Source organism: Streptomyces sp. NPDC026673 (assembly GCF_040638135.1).
In the GTDB taxonomy this organism is placed as follows: domain Bacteria; phylum Actinomycetota; class Actinomycetes; order Streptomycetales; family Streptomycetaceae; genus Actinacidiphila.
The window spans coordinates 1-13,283 of the sequence record NZ_JBEZXR010000077.1 but is presented as its reverse complement, the minus strand read 5'-3'; the positions used below and the strand labels follow the sequence as shown (position 1 = coordinate 13,283).

Annotated in this window: 15 protein-coding genes and 1 pseudogene; 8 read left to right on the top strand and 8 right to left on the bottom strand. The window is 73.0% G+C overall.

The features are described 5' to 3' along the window. Nucleotides 1-20 precede the first annotated feature (20 nt). The 3 genes from wrbA to AB0F62_RS34770 all read left to right on the top strand — a co-directional run bounded on the left by wrbA (nucleotide 21) and on the right by AB0F62_RS34770 (nucleotide 2,598). A complete protein-coding gene (gene wrbA, locus AB0F62_RS34780; protein ID WP_361808856.1) occupies nucleotides 21-629 on the top strand; it encodes an NAD(P)H:quinone oxidoreductase in 609 nt (202 codons plus the stop codon). A 135-nt stretch (nucleotides 630-764) separates the two neighbouring features. After that, nucleotides 765-1,415 (top strand): DsbA family oxidoreductase, encoded by a 651-nt coding sequence (locus tag AB0F62_RS34775; RefSeq protein ID WP_361808853.1) that lies wholly within the window; start codon nucleotides 765-767, stop codon nucleotides 1,413-1,415. A 469-nt stretch (nucleotides 1,416-1,884) separates the two neighbouring features. Beyond that, nucleotides 1,885-2,598 carry an SDR family oxidoreductase gene (locus AB0F62_RS34770; protein WP_361808850.1) on the top strand — a complete coding sequence of 238 codons (714 nt, stop codon included), beginning with the start codon at nucleotides 1,885-1,887 and terminating at the stop codon, nucleotides 2,596-2,598. Nucleotides 2,599-2,687: 89 nt separating this feature from the next. Here the strand turns inward: AB0F62_RS34770 and AB0F62_RS34765 are convergent, their stop codons facing one another. The 6 genes from AB0F62_RS34765 to AB0F62_RS34740 form a co-directional block, all read right to left on the bottom strand. Then, nucleotides 2,688-3,326 carry a DsbA family protein gene (locus tag AB0F62_RS34765; protein ID WP_361808846.1) on the bottom strand — a complete coding sequence of 213 codons (639 nt, stop codon included), beginning with the start codon at nucleotides 3,324-3,326 and terminating at the stop codon, nucleotides 2,688-2,690. A 68-nt stretch (nucleotides 3,327-3,394) separates the two neighbouring features. Continuing rightward, nucleotides 3,395-4,234: an oxidoreductase gene (locus AB0F62_RS34760; RefSeq protein ID WP_361808843.1), complete on the bottom strand. Its 840-nt coding sequence runs from the start codon at nucleotides 4,232-4,234 to the stop codon at nucleotides 3,395-3,397. A 126-nt stretch (nucleotides 4,235-4,360) separates the two neighbouring features. After that, nucleotides 4,361-5,074, bottom strand: coding sequence for an SDR family oxidoreductase (locus AB0F62_RS34755; protein WP_361808840.1), 714 nt, complete (start codon nucleotides 5,072-5,074; stop codon nucleotides 4,361-4,363). A gap of 117 nt (nucleotides 5,075-5,191) precedes the next feature. Next, the gene (locus AB0F62_RS34750; RefSeq protein ID WP_361808837.1) at nucleotides 5,192-6,463 is read right to left on the bottom strand and encodes a YbfB/YjiJ family MFS transporter; all 1,272 of its coding nucleotides are present in this window, start codon (nucleotides 6,461-6,463) and stop codon (nucleotides 5,192-5,194) included. A gap of 103 nt (nucleotides 6,464-6,566) precedes the next feature. Beyond that, nucleotides 6,567-6,869 carry a muconolactone Delta-isomerase family protein gene (locus AB0F62_RS34745; RefSeq protein ID WP_361808834.1) on the bottom strand — a complete coding sequence of 101 codons (303 nt, stop codon included), beginning with the start codon at nucleotides 6,867-6,869 and terminating at the stop codon, nucleotides 6,567-6,569. A gap of 190 nt (nucleotides 6,870-7,059) precedes the next feature. Further along, nucleotides 7,060-7,440, bottom strand: a complete 381-nt coding sequence (locus AB0F62_RS34740) for a nuclear transport factor 2 family protein (RefSeq protein WP_361808831.1) — start codon at nucleotides 7,438-7,440, stop codon at nucleotides 7,060-7,062. A 137-nt stretch (nucleotides 7,441-7,577) separates the two neighbouring features. Between AB0F62_RS34740 and AB0F62_RS34735 the strand changes: the two genes are divergently transcribed. Both AB0F62_RS34735 and AB0F62_RS34730 read left to right on the top strand, forming a co-directional pair. Next, nucleotides 7,578-8,198, top strand: coding sequence for a TetR/AcrR family transcriptional regulator (locus AB0F62_RS34735; RefSeq protein ID WP_361808828.1), 621 nt, complete (start codon nucleotides 7,578-7,580; stop codon nucleotides 8,196-8,198). A 46-nt stretch (nucleotides 8,199-8,244) separates the two neighbouring features. Continuing rightward, complete coding sequence (locus AB0F62_RS34730) at nucleotides 8,245-9,276, top strand: nitronate monooxygenase (protein WP_361808825.1); 1,032 nt, start codon at nucleotides 8,245-8,247, stop codon at nucleotides 9,274-9,276. 113 nt (nucleotides 9,277-9,389) lie between these two features. Here AB0F62_RS34730 and AB0F62_RS34725 read toward each other — a convergent pair whose 3' ends face one another. Then, nucleotides 9,390-10,010, bottom strand: coding sequence for an HAD-IA family hydrolase (locus tag AB0F62_RS34725; protein WP_361808822.1), 621 nt, complete (start codon nucleotides 10,008-10,010; stop codon nucleotides 9,390-9,392). 317 nt (nucleotides 10,011-10,327) lie between these two features. Between AB0F62_RS34725 and AB0F62_RS34720 the strand changes: the two genes are divergently transcribed. Further along, nucleotides 10,328-11,383 (top strand): alpha/beta hydrolase, encoded by a 1,056-nt coding sequence (locus AB0F62_RS34720; protein WP_361808819.1) that lies wholly within the window; start codon nucleotides 10,328-10,330, stop codon nucleotides 11,381-11,383. Here the strand turns inward: AB0F62_RS34720 and AB0F62_RS34715 are convergent. After that, a complete protein-coding gene (locus tag AB0F62_RS34715; RefSeq protein ID WP_361808816.1) occupies nucleotides 11,380-11,634 on the bottom strand; it encodes a hypothetical protein in 255 nt (84 codons plus the stop codon). The genes AB0F62_RS34720 and AB0F62_RS34715 overlap by 4 nt on opposite strands. 678 nt (nucleotides 11,635-12,312) lie before the next feature. Between AB0F62_RS34715 and AB0F62_RS34710 the strand changes: the two genes are divergently transcribed. Both AB0F62_RS34710 and AB0F62_RS34705 read left to right on the top strand, forming a co-directional pair. Continuing rightward, nucleotides 12,313-12,807 (top strand): DUF6301 family protein, encoded by a 495-nt coding sequence (locus AB0F62_RS34710; RefSeq protein ID WP_361808813.1) that lies wholly within the window; start codon nucleotides 12,313-12,315, stop codon nucleotides 12,805-12,807. 140 nt (nucleotides 12,808-12,947) lie between these two features. Next, nucleotides 12,948-13,074: pseudogene (locus AB0F62_RS34705) on the top strand (IS481 family transposase); the annotation flags it as partial. Nucleotides 13,075-13,283 lie beyond the last annotated feature (209 nt).

The window sequence follows — 13,283 nt, the reverse complement described above, 5'->3', positions numbered from 1 at the left end:
CAAGGAAACGGAGGCCTCCTGTGGCCACCCCCGTCAAGCTCGCCATCGTCTACTACTCGTCGACCGGCACGATCACCGAGATCGCCAAGGAGCTGCACGACGCCGCCGTCAAGGTGGGCGCCGAGGTCCGCCTGCTCAAGGCGGCCGAACTCGCCCCGCAGGCCGCCATCGAGGCCAACCCGGCCTGGGCCGCCCATCACGCGGCCACCGCCACCGTCCCGCTGGCGACGCCCGAGGACATCGACTGGGCGGACGCCGTGATCTTCGGTACCCCCACCCGCTTCGGCAACGTCTCCGCGCAGCTCAAGCAGTTCATCGACACCCTCGGTGGCCTGTGGGCCTCGGGCCGGCTGATCGACAAGGTCTTCAGCGGCTTCGTCTCCTCGGCCACCTCCCACGCCGGCCAGGAGGCCACGCTGCTGTCCCTCTACACCTCGATCCACCACTTCGGCGGCGTGACGGTCACCCCCGGCTTCACCCAGCCCTCCAAGTTCGTGGACGGCAACCCCTACGGCACCTCCCACGTGGACGGCCAGGGCACCAACCCGGTGAACGAGGTCACCCGCACCGCGGCCCGCGTCCAGGCCGAGCGTGTCGTCAAGGTCGCCGAGCGGCTCAAGACCGCCTGACCTCCCCCGGCACACCACCCGGCACGGCGCCGCGCCCGAGCCCTCCGTCACGGAGGGTCCGCGCGGCGCCGTCGCCGGATGCGGGTCCCGCCCCGCACCCCCCTCACCCACCCCACGAACACGGAGATGCGGAACATGCGCGTCGAGATCTGGACCGACATCGCCTGCCCCTGGTGCTACATCGGCAAGGCGCGTTTCGAGCGAGCCCTGGCCGGCTTCGAGCACCGCGACGGCGTCGAGGTGGTGCACCGCTCCTTCGAGCTCAATCCGGACGCCAAGCAGGGCACCACGCCGATCATCGACGCCGTGGCCGCGCAGTACGGGCGCACTCGTGAACAGCAAGTCGCGCGGGAGGAGCACGCCGCGTCCGAGGCACGCACCGAGGGGCTCGGCTTCCGGATCGGCGGACGCGTCCACGGCAACACCTTCGACGTCCACCGCCTCCTGCACTTCGCCAAGGAGCGCGGCCTCCAGAAGAAGCTGCTGGATCTGGCCTTCCAGGTGAACTTCGCCGACGAGCGCTCGATCTACGACACGGAGACCCTGGTCGGCCTCGCGGTCGAGGCGGGTCTGGACGAGGCGGAGGCGCGCGCGGTCCTCGCCGACCGCGACGCGTACGCCCGGGAGGTCAGGGCCGACGAGCGCGCGGCGGCGGAACTGGGCGCCGGCGGTGTCCCCTTCTTCGTGCTGGACCGGAAGTACGGCGTGAGCGGCCTGCAGCCCGCGGAGCTGTTCACCCGGGCGCTGGAGCAGGCGTGGGAGAACCAGCCCGCCGGCCGGCCCTGACATCCGTCCGCGGGCACGCGCCGTGGCCGGCGGCAGCCGATTCCCCCGGCTGCCGCCGGCTGCGGCGCGTCCCGGCCCGTACCGGCTCCCCGGCACGACGCCCGGCGTCGACACCCTGCCCCACCGGCGGCGGAACACGTCCTGCTGCACTTTCCTCCTCGAAGCGGCCCCTCGGCGAGCTCCCGCCGCGCGACCACGCCCTCGGCGCACGGTGAGCGGTGGGTGGTGGGCGGTGGCACCGTCCGTCGCGCGTAAGGCGCCGATCGCTCCGGCCACCGATACAAGGTCCCGGCCGCACCGCGTCTCCGTTCGGACGACCCCCAGCCCATCTGACTTTCACACTTAAAGTCAGCTGCTAGCCTGGGGGTCGCAGGCTGATCCGCGCCTGTGCCGTCGGCCGCCGCGTCGCTCGCGGCCGCCCCGTCGAGCGGCCCGCCCGCGAGGGCACGCCCGCAGCAAAGGGAGCACGATGCACATCAAAGGGTCGGTCGCCCTGGTAACGGGCGCCAATCGCGGCATCGGCCGTGCCTTCGCCCGCGCGCTCATCACCCACGGCGCGTCCAAGGTCTACGCCGGCGTCCGTGATCCGGACAGCGTCGTCGACCAGAGCCTGGTGGACGACTGCCTGGTTCCCCTGCGGCTGGACGTCACCAAGTCCGAGGAGGTCGCCGCGGCGGCCGCCGCGGCAGGCGACGTCACCATCGTCATCAACAACGCCGGCGTCGGCGGCGTGAGCACCACGCTCCTGGAGGGCGGCTTCGAAGGAGCCCGCCAGGCGATGGAGGTCAACTACTTCGGCACCTGGGCGGTCTCCCGCGCCTTCGCCCCGATCCTGGCCCGCAACGGCGGCGGGGCGCTGGTCAACATGCTCTCGCTCGCCTCCTGGGTCGGCCGGCCGGAGTTCCCCGGATACGCGGCGTCCAAGGCGGCGCAGTGGTCGTTGACGGAAGCCTTCCGCCAGGGCCTCCACGCGCAGGGCACGCTGGTGGTGGGGGTCCACGCCGGTTTCGTGGACACCGACCTCAGCTCCTGGGTGGACGCGCCGAAGATCAGCGCCGCGACCGTGGCCGAACTGACCATGGACGCCCTGGCCCACGACCGGCTCGAAGTCCTCGCCGACGAGGCCACCCGGCGCGCCAAGTCCGCCCTGTCGGAGCCCCCGAGCCTCACGCCCGGCCGCTGACCCGCGGCTCCGACGACAAGCCGGCATCCGGGGCGGAACCCCGGATGCCGGCTTGGAGGCGCGGGGCCTCTTGGACGGGCCGCCGCGCGTCAGTCGAAGACGGGACCGGCGGTGCGGGTGCGCTTGATCTCGTAGAAGCCCGGCATGGAGGCGAGGACGGTTGCGGCGTCCCAAAGGCGCCCGGCCTCCTCGCCCTTCGGGGCGGGGCTGACCACCGGGCCGAAGAACGCGGTCCTGGCGGCGTCCGGACCCGGTACGGCGACCACGGGGCTGCCGACGTCCGCGCCGACCAGGTCGATGGCCTCCTGGTGGGAGGCGCGTACCCGCGCGTCGAAGGCGTCGGTGTCGCCGGCGTCCGCGAGACCGAGGGGCAGACCGACGTCGCGCAGCGCGGCCTCGATCGTCGGCCTGGTCCTGGGCTGCTGCAACTGGTGGAAGCGTGTGCCCATGGCGGTGTACAAGGGCTCCGTCACCTCGGGGCCGTGAGCCTGGGAGGCCGCGGTCAGGACGCGGACCGGCGCCCATGCCAGGCCCATCAGCTCGCGAATACGATCCGGCAGCTGATCCAGCCGGTCCTCGTTGAGCACGGCCAGGCTCATCACGCGCCAGGTGACGTCGACCGGCCGGATCCTTTCGACCTCGAGCATCCAGCGGGAGGACAGCCAGGTCCACGGGCACACGGGGTCGAACCAGAAGTCGACGGGCGTACGGGGGCGGGATTCGTTCACGGGAGAGGTTCCAAACGCGGTGGCGGGAGCCCCGGCGGTCGGGCCGGGGAGGATGCGGCTTCGGGTGTTCACCGGCCGTCGGGGAAGTCGGTGGAGGCGGTCACATCGGCCCACGCTGCGAGGTCGTCGCCCAACCGCCGTCGCCCCTCCTCCACCAGACGCAGGGCGTCCGTGCCGAGAACGAGGTGGACCGGAGGGTTGTCGGCGTCCAGGACCCGCAGCAGGGCCCGGGCGGCGCGTACCGGGTCACCGGTCTGGTTGCCGCTCTTGGTCTGCCGGGCCGCCCGGATGGGATCGAACAGGGCGTCGTAGTCGGGGATGCTGCGCGGAACGCGGGTCATCGAGCGGCCCGCCCAGTCGGTGCGGAAGGAGCCGAGCGCGAGGGAGGTCACGTGGATGCCGAAACCGGCGACCTCCTGGGCCAGGGAGTCGGCGATGCCCTCCATGGCGAACTTGCTCGCCCCGTAGAAGGCGACTCCGGGCAGCGCGGTGAGGCCGGCCATGGACGAGAGCGTCACGATGTGCCCGCCACGGCGCCGGCGCATGTGGGGCAGGACGGCCTTGATGACGGCGACGCTGCCGAAGACGTTGACCTCGAACTGCCGGCGCAGATCCGCCATCGTCGACTCCTCGACGGTGCCTTCGAGGCCGTACCCGGCGTTGCTGATCAGCACGTCGATGGGGCCGACGGTCCGCTCCACCTCGTCGACGAGGGGCGTGACGGCCTGTTCGTCCGTCACGTCCAGCAGCCTGGCGATGGCGCGGCCCGGGGCCAGCGCCTCGAACTCGGCGATCCGCTCGGGCGCGCGGACCGTACCCACGACCCGGTGGCCGGCGCCCAGCGCCTCCTGGGCGAAGGCGCGGCCGAGGCCGCTGCTGACGCCGGTGATCAGGAATGTCTTGCTCATCACGAACTCCGGTGCGTGGAGGGGGGATGCGGGGTCCTGGCGGGTGCTCCGCGGGGAGCGGTCCGCGGCGGGGGTGGGGTGGGGCCGCCCGCCGCGGACCGCATGGACCGTACGGAGCGCGGTCGTTCAGCGGCCGGCGGTCTGGCCGCCGTCGACGGGCAGGGTCACGCCGGTCACGAAGGGCGCGTTCTCCAGGTAGATGACGGCGTCGACGATGTCGTCGATCTCGCCCATCCGACCCATCGGGTGCAGGCCGGCCAGCGTCTCGTGGTACTCCACCGGGTGCATCGGCGTCTTGATCGTGCCGAGCGCCACCGCGTTCGCCCGGATCCCCTGGGTCGCGTACTCGATCGCCAGCGCCCTCGTCGCCGACTGCAGACCGCCCTTGGTCAGGGCCGCCAGCACCGACGTGATCTTCGCGTCGGCCTGGTCGCCGAGGCTGCTGGTGATCTGCACGATGTGGCCGTCGCCCTGCTCCAGCATCCGCTCCACCGCCAGCTGCGTGATCCGGAAGAAGCCGTCCACGTTCACGCCCAGCACCGCGCGGTAGTCCTCCTCGGTGAACTCGGTGAACGGCTTCGCCACGAAGATCCCCGCGTTGTTCACCAGCGTGTCGATCCGCCCGAACCGCTCCACACCGGCCGCGATCACCCGCTCCGCCGTGTTCCAGTCCGCGATGTCGCCCTGCACCGTCACCACCTCGGGGTCAGCCGACGGCGCGATGTTCCGGGACGTGGCCACCACGCCGTAACCCAACTTCCGGTACGCGGCCACCAGACCCGCACCGATACCCTGCGACGCACCCGTGACGACCGCGACCTTCTGACCCTGAACGCTCATGGTGTTCCTTCTGTGTGGGGAGTCATGCGATCCGGTACTAGACGACCGGTCATCTACAAAGTAGACGACCGGTCGAGAACTGTCAAAGGGCGGCTACGGACGCCCCGCGCCCGCCGGTCATCCGGCACCCGTCCTGGCCCCCTTGACCGGCGCGAACGTCCCCCCGGCCGCGGGTTCCCGCGGCAGCGGCGGCTCCATGCGGTGCGGGAATCCGACCCGGAGCACGAGCGCCGCGACGGCGGCGGCCAGGACGACGCACGCCGCCAGGATCAGTGCCTGCCGGTAACCGTGGTGGAGCAGCGGTGCGGCGGCCAGGGGGCCGAGGATCTGGCCGACCGAATACCCGGCGGTCAGCAGCGCGACGGAACGGGGGAAGCGCAGATGGGCTCCGGCCGCGAGCGCGAGCGTGCTGACGCCGATGAAGGTGGCGCCGAAGAGGAACGCCGAGGCGAGGGCCGCCGCGGGCCCCTTGACCAGGGCCGGCAGGGCGATGCCGACGGCCTGCACGACCAGCGCGGCGAGCAGGACGTCCGGGCGGGACCAGCGCCGCCCCAGCCTCGCCCACAGCGCGGCGGAGGGAACCGCCGCCACACCGGCCAGGACCCAGGCGCCGCTGCCGAGGCGGCCGGGCGAGCCCTGGTCGATGGCGGCGACCAGGAAGGTGCCGGCGATGATGTAGCCGACGCCCTCCAGGGTGTAGGAGGCGAACAGGGCGCCGAACCAGCGGTGCGTACGCGGCACCGGCTCCTGTTCCGGTACGCCCGGGGCCGCGGCCGCCGTCGTCGGCGGCGCCTGCTCCGGCCGCATGGTCCAGGCGGGCACGGAGAGCAGTGCCGCCAGGGCTGCGGACGCCCACCACGCGGCCCGCCAGTCGGCGAAGCCGCGCAGGACCAGGACGAGCAGGCCGGACAGCGCGATCCCGGCCCCGACCCCTCCGAAGCCCCAGCCGGGCAGGTGCGGAGGGTGCTCGCGCAGCCGGCCGAGGAGCGAACTGACGGCGATCACGAAGACCGACGCGCTCACCGCCCCCGCGACCAGCCGCAACACCAGCCACACCGCGGTGGCGTGCGTCAGCGGCATCGCCGCGAGCGTCGCCACGAGCACCAGCAGCGAGCCGCGCAGAACGGCGGCGGAGCGCGTCAGCCGCGGGAGGAAGGTCCCGGCGAGCGCGCCGATGAGGTACCCCGCGTAGTTGGCGGTGGCCAGGTGCGCGGCGGCCCCGGCCGTCAGGCCCGCCCGGGCCTGCATCAGAGGGAGGATCGGGGTGTAGACGAAGCGGCCGACCCCCATGGCCGCCGCCAGCGCCGCCGCCGCCTGGGCGACGTGCGCCCAAGGCGAGCCGGGTGCGCCGCCGCGGGGGGCGGCACCACGCTGGATTGATTCGCTCATGACATATTCCTCGACGGTTCGAACCCGGGGCGGAACGGGCCACGGCCCCCCGTCGCGACCGTTGCCGGGCGGCGGGGAGCCGTGCGCGGTGGAACGCGCGCGATCAGGCCGCGCCGCCCGCCTTCCCCGGATCATTGGGATGCGACTGGACGGCGGTGACCACCGGGGACATCCACGGCCACAGCGGAAGGGTGCCGAGGACCTTCTCGTACAGTTCGGCCTCGTCGGCGGCGCGCCACAGGCCGATGCTGCGCAGCTCGCCCACCGGGCGCCACAGCCTGACCAGGTGGCCGGCGGCGGCCAGCTCACCGGCCCGGACGGCCTCGGCCGCGCGACGGCGGTCGACCTCGGCCGGGTCGGTGCCCTCGGGAACGGTGGTGGTGAGTTCGACCAGGAACTCCTTCACGGCATTGCCTCTCTTCGGAACTGCTGGGATGTACGACGGGCGGTCGGCCGAGCCGGCGACGAACCGGCGGTCCTCCACGACCACCACCCTGCGCCCACGACCGGGGACGGCGCCACGATCGCTTTCCTCCCTTCTGGGAGGCGCGGGCTCTCAACGGGCCCCGCCCGGCGGGCGGGTGACCGCACGGGCCTCAGTGGTCGGTGGCGATCCGGGAGACGTGGTAGGCCCGGATCCGCCAGTCGCCGCCCTCGCGCTGCAGGACGAGCGACAGGTGCACCGGAGCCTCCCAGCCCGAGGGATCCCGGAAGACGACGTCGGCGAAGCCGCCGGCCACCTCCTCGCCGATCCGGTAGCCCTGCACCTTGCCCACATGGGCCCTGCGATACTCGGGGACCGCGTCGTAGTAGGCGCGCACCGCGTCCCGGCCGACCGTGACCTCCGGTCCGAATCCCTGGAAGAAGGCGTCGGATGTGAACAGCTCGGCCATGTCGTCCGGCCGGTGGCCGTCGAAGGCGGCCTGCCAGCGGGACAGCGTCTCGCGCATCGGGTCGTTCGTCGGGTCAGCGTTCATGGTGTCAGCTCTCCTCTGTGCACAACGGTAGGAAAGGTGGCGCGGGTCCGCGTGCGGACGGCGCCGGGGATCGGGCCGACCGGATGACTAGTCGACCGGTCTAGTAAAGGTAGTCGAGCGGTCGTATACTGACAAACATGGGACGCACCAGTGACGCCGGAGAGAAGATCCTCAGCGCCGCCCACTCGCTCATCGAGCTGCGCGGATACGCGGCCCTGGGCGTGGCGGAGATCTGCAGGACGGCCGGCGTGCCCAAGGGCAGCTTCTACTACTTCTTCGCGTCCAAGGAGGCTCTCGCGCTCGCCGTCATCGACCAGGAGTGGGCCGCCCGGCAGCACGTCTGGGCCCGCGTGCTGAACGGCTCCGGGGCGCCCCTGTACCGCCTGCGCGAGCTGTTCGAGCACGCGCAGGCCGCCCAGCAGGCCGGGCAGCTGACCTGCGGGACCATCTCCGGCTGCATCTTCGGCAACCTCGCGCTCGAGATGAGCAACCAGACCGAGGTCTTCCGCGACCGGCTGCAGGAGATATTCGAGGCGCAGGTCGACATGGTCGAAGCCGTCGTCGTCGAGGCTCTGACGCGCGGCGAGGTCACGGTCACCGACACCCGCGAGGCCGCGCGATCCGTCGTCGCGCAGCTCGAGGGACAAGTGCTCTTCGCCAAGCTCTACAACAATGCGTCCCAGCTCGACCCGCTCTGGGCCAACTGCCTGGCGCTGCTGGGCGCCCGGCCGCCGCAGCGGGAACCGGCCGGCGCCTGACCCCGCGGGCGAACGCCGCCACCCCCACAGGAGGAACACTCACATCATGGTCTCCCCACTGGCCGCCCTCGGGGTCGACACCCCTGTCCTCGCCGCGCCGATGGCCGGCGGTCCCACCACTCCCGCCCTGGTCACCGCGGTGGCCCGGGCGGGCGGTCTCGGCTTCCTGGCCGGCGGCTACCGCACCACGGCGGCACTGGCCGAGCAGATCGCCGCGGTCCGCACCGAAGGGGTGGCCTTCGGCGTCAACCTCTTCGCACCCAACCCCGTCCCGGTCGATCCGGACGCCTTCCGGCACTACGCCCGCGCGATCGCGCCCGAGGCCGAGAAGCACGGGATCGAGGTCCTCGCGGCGGAGATCGTCGAGGACGACGACCACTGGCGGGACAAGATCGAGCTGCTGCTGTCCGACCCGGTACCGGTCGTGAGCTTCACCTTCGGCATCCCGGAGGCAGCGGTGGTCGCCGCGCTGCGCGCCGCCGGAAGCGTGGTCGTCCAGACGGTCACCTCGGCCGAGGAGGCCCGGCTCGCCGCGGAGGCCGGCGCCGACGTGCTCGCCGTGCAGGCGTCGGCCGCCGGCGGGCACTCGGGCACGCTCACCCCGCAGCACATCCCGGCGTCCGTCCCCCTGACCGACCTGCTCGGCGAGGTACGCAGGGCGGTATCCCTGCCGCTCGTGGCCGCCGGCGGTGTGGCCACCCCGGAGGCGGTCGCCGGGGCGCTGCGCGCCGGAGCCGCGGCGGTCATGGTCGGCACCGTCCTGCTGCGCGCCGAGGAGGCCGGCACCTCGCGGCCCCACAGGGCAGCGCTGGCCGACCCGGCGCCGCGCGACACGGTGGTGACCCGGGCCTTCACGGGCCGCCCCGCTCGGGCGCTGCGCAACGACTTCACCGACCGCCACACCGAGGGCGCGCCCGCGGGGTATCCCGCCCTCCACCACCTGACCAGCCCGATGCGCAAGGCGGCCGCGGCCGCGGGCGATCCCGAGCGGATCAACCTGTGGGCCGGCACCGGATACCGTCACGCCACCGAGGAGCCCGCCGAGCGAATCCTGCGGAGGCTGGCGTCCGGCCTCTGACCGGTCCCGGCGGGCCGCCCTGATCGCCCGGGTGGCCCGGGTGGCCCGGGTGGTCCGCACGGTCCGGGCTGCCCGGGCGGACCGCCCGGGCGGCCCGTCCGGCTCAGCTCCGCTCAGCTCAGGGAAACGCCGAGCAGCGCCTCCAGTTGCGCGATCGTCTCCTTCGGGTCCTTGGCGTGGACGCCCGCGAGCCCCAACTCCGCCGCCGGCGCGAGGTACTGCTCGGTGTCGTCCACGAACACGCAGGCCTCGGCGGGCAGACCGAGCTCCTCCAGCGTCAGCCGGAAGATGGCGGGCTCGGGCTTGCGCATCCCGTGCTGCTCGGAGATGACGACCGCGTCGTACGAACGCTCCAGGTCGTAGCCGTCGTAGAGGTTCCACGGGTCCAGGCCGACGGAGTTCGACAGGATCCCGACCCGCACACCGGCGCGCCGTGCGGCGGCCGCGGCGTCGATCAGGGCCGTCTCGGGGCGCAGGTCGGCGAAGATGCGGCCCATGAGGTTGTCGGGCGCCACACCGAGGCGCCGGCCCGCGGCGATGTTCCATTCCGTCTGGGTGATCGCGCCGCGCTCGAGGTCATGGGTGCGCCGCGTGCCTTCCTCGTCGAGGTAGAGCGCGGTGATGCAGGCACCCTCGGCCAGGCCCTCGCGCCGCTCGAACGCGAGGACGGCGGGCAGCAGAGGCGTGGTCAGGACACCGCCGAAGTCGAGGATCAGGCCGGTGCGGTGGGACATGGCGGAACTCCAGCGGTAGCGACGGGGAACGCGGGACCGCGAGATGCGGACGGCCGCGTGACGGGCCGTCCGGCGGCGACACTGCCGCGAGGTGCCCGGGAGGGCCGACGGGAACGGCGGGCGTGCGGGCGGGCACGCGCGGCCGACGGCCGGACCTCATCTTGTCATCCCGCGTCGCCACCCGACCGGCCGCCCCCGCCACCGGGACGCCGGGGAGTCCGGGGTCACCGAACCGGAATCGTCACCTCCTTGACCGGTGACGATGAGCGTGCGAGGGTTGCCGACGGAGAACTCCCGTTCACGAAAGAAGGTTTGGGATGATCGACAGGCGGACCTTTGGCAAGGTCTTCGGTGCGGGTGCCGCCGCGGCTTCGCTGGCCGGGCTGTCGGGCCTCGCGGCGCCCTCGGCCTCGGCCGCGGCGCCGAACCGGCCGCAGCCCGGCGGCGGGCCGACCGTCACCCCGGGGACGTACACCTCCTTCGGCGCGCTGAAGCAGGTCCACGCCGGCGTCCTGAGCATCGGTTACGCCGAGGCGGGCCCCGCCGACGGACCGCCGGTGATACTCCTGCACGGCTGGCCCTACGACATCCACAGCTTCGTCGACGTCGCGCCACTGCTGGCGGCGCAGGGCTACCGGGTGATCGTCCCGCATCTGCGCGGTCACGGCACGACGCGCTTCCGCTCGCCCAAGACCTTCCGCAACGCACAGCAGTCGGTGGTCGCGCTCGACGTCATCGCCCTGATGAACGCCCTGCGGATCGAGAAGGCCGTCCTCGCCGGCTACGACTGGGGGTCGCGGACCGCCGACATCATCGCGGCGGTCTGGCCGGAGCGCTGCAAGGCCCTTGTCTCCGTCACCGGCTACCTGATCACCAACCGCGAGAGCAACAAGATGCCGTTGCCGCCGAAGGCGGAGTGGGCGTGGTGGTACCAGTACTACTTCGCCACGGAGCGCGGCCGGCTCGGCCTGGAGGAGAACCGGCACGACCTCGCGCGCCTGGTCTGGGAGTTCAACTCCCCCACCTGGGATTTCGACGACGCCACGTTCAACCGCACCGCGGCGTCCTTCGACAACCCGGACTATGTCGCCATCGTGCTCCACAACTACCGCTGGCGGCTCGGCCTGGCGGAGGGCGACCCGCGCTACGACCGCCTCGAGCGGCGGCTGGCCGCGGGCCCGGTGATCGGCGTGCCCACGATCACCCTCGACGGTGAGGCGGACCCGTTCACCCCGGCCGGCGACGGCGCCCTCTACCGCGGCAAGTTCTCCGGGAAGTACGCCCATCGGACGCTGAAGGGCATCGGCCACAACGTGCCCCAGGAGGCACCGGAGGCCTTCGCGGAGGCCGTCGTCGACGTCGACGGCTTTTAGAGACCGGTTCCCGGTGACTGGTGGTCGCAGGCGGTCAGGGACCGTAGGTCGGGACGGCCGGTGTGGTGGTCGTGCCGGCCGGCGGCGGTCAGGGCGAGGAGTCGTCGCAGGACGCGGACAGCCACTCCGCCAGGTGTGCGGCCGGCCTTGAGCGTGTCGTCGACCGACTCGATCGGCTGCCGCAGCGGTGTGAGCAGCTGCGCTCCGGCCCGCTCGGGTTCGCCTTTGCGAGCCTGCCGCAGCGACCGCACGTCCGGCTGTGCCAGGCGCCCGCTCGAACGCGCGCCCGTGCTGGTGCCGGTCGGCGATCAGTGTCCGCCCGGGCGGTGGCCGGTCAGCTGAGGTTCGACGGCCGGCGGGTCGGGCAACGTCTCGCGTTCGCCAGCCTTGGCACCGGTCGGCGCGAAGCGGACGGGCAGTCCGCCGCAGCCGCTTGTCGCAGCCGGGCTGCAGTGGCAGGTGGGGGAACAGGTGCCGCAGGGGGGTTCGGGCATGCCGGATCCGGCGGGCCACGGAGGTGTAACCGAGCAGAGCCCGCCTCACCGCCACGGTGACCGGCTCGGCGTCCGACAGCCGAGCGGCGATGCCCACCGCGGGCCGCCATGGCGCCGGCTCCGGCGCATCCTTCGACCAGTCGTCGACACGCACGTGGAGTGCGGTAGCGAGGGTGTCCATCTCGGTCGTCACGCACTGAGAGTGGACACCCTCGCCTCGTCTACGGGGGCCGAACCCATGGTGGCTTTGTCGACGGCTCACGACAGCACTCGTTCACGACCGCGGGAGGCACCGCACCTGCAGCACCGGGATGACGAGCACGGGAGGCAGTGGGCCACCGCGGCCCGCATGCCCGCGTCGACGCTGCGCCACCGATCAACCCGCTCCGTGGCCGGCGCTCATAAAGTGGTCGGCTACGAGCCCCAGGAGCAGCCGTGACCGACTTCAGGACCGCCGACACCGCCGCCGTGCACGCGACGCTGGCCGTCGTCCGCGGCTGGCAGTGGGCCTGGTCAGGCGACGAGGTTCCGGCGCTCATGGCGCACCTCGGCTGGACCACCGTCGACTCGGTCCCCAACGGCCCGATCATCGCTCGGGCGACGTGGGACCTCGGAAAACTGCTGCAGACGATCAACATCTCCCGCGGGCGGGTCCGCAACCTCGACATCCGGTTCTCGGGCATCAACCACTGGCCGGCCGTCGACGAGGACGCCGCCCCCCTCGACGCCAGCTTCGTCGAGGTGCTTGCCGCGGCCGAGGCGGTGTTCGGCCCCGCCGAGGAGACGCACCCGGGCAGGACGCCCTCGCGGGTGTGGCACCTGCCCGACTGCGTCGTGCGGATCACCCGCACCACCGCGGGGGTTACCGCCCAGTGGACCGAGCGCGAGTTCTTCGAGGAGCGGCGCTACCTGGACAGGAGCGCCCTGTGAACACCGTCATGCCCACCCCCGCAGGCGACCGCCCCGCCTTCCCCGGCCGTCAACCCGCCACGGAATGTCCCACGCACACGGCGGGAAAGCCCGGTCCGGGGAGGCTCCGGAAGGCCCTCGCGCAGCATCGTGACGCGCCCCTGAGCGAGACCGCGCGCCCGCGGCCGGCCCGCTGCGTCGCCGAGGACGGCCGGCCCTCGCGCCGTACCGCGAAACGCTTCCAGGCCTCCGTCCAGCACGGCCCGGCGCCGGTCCGACCGGTACCGCGTCCCGGGCGAGGCCCGGCGCGGGGCGACAACCACCGGCCCCGGTCGTCGGCCCGCGGCGGGCGACCCCCGCCGGTGAACCGCGCGGGAACGCGCCCGCCACCCCCGACCCCCAGGCTGGAACGGCGATCCCCCTCCGGCCGCACATCCGCCCGGGCCCCCTTCGCGTACGCCGGACGGCCGGTCCTCCGCACCCCGGGCCGGGGTGCG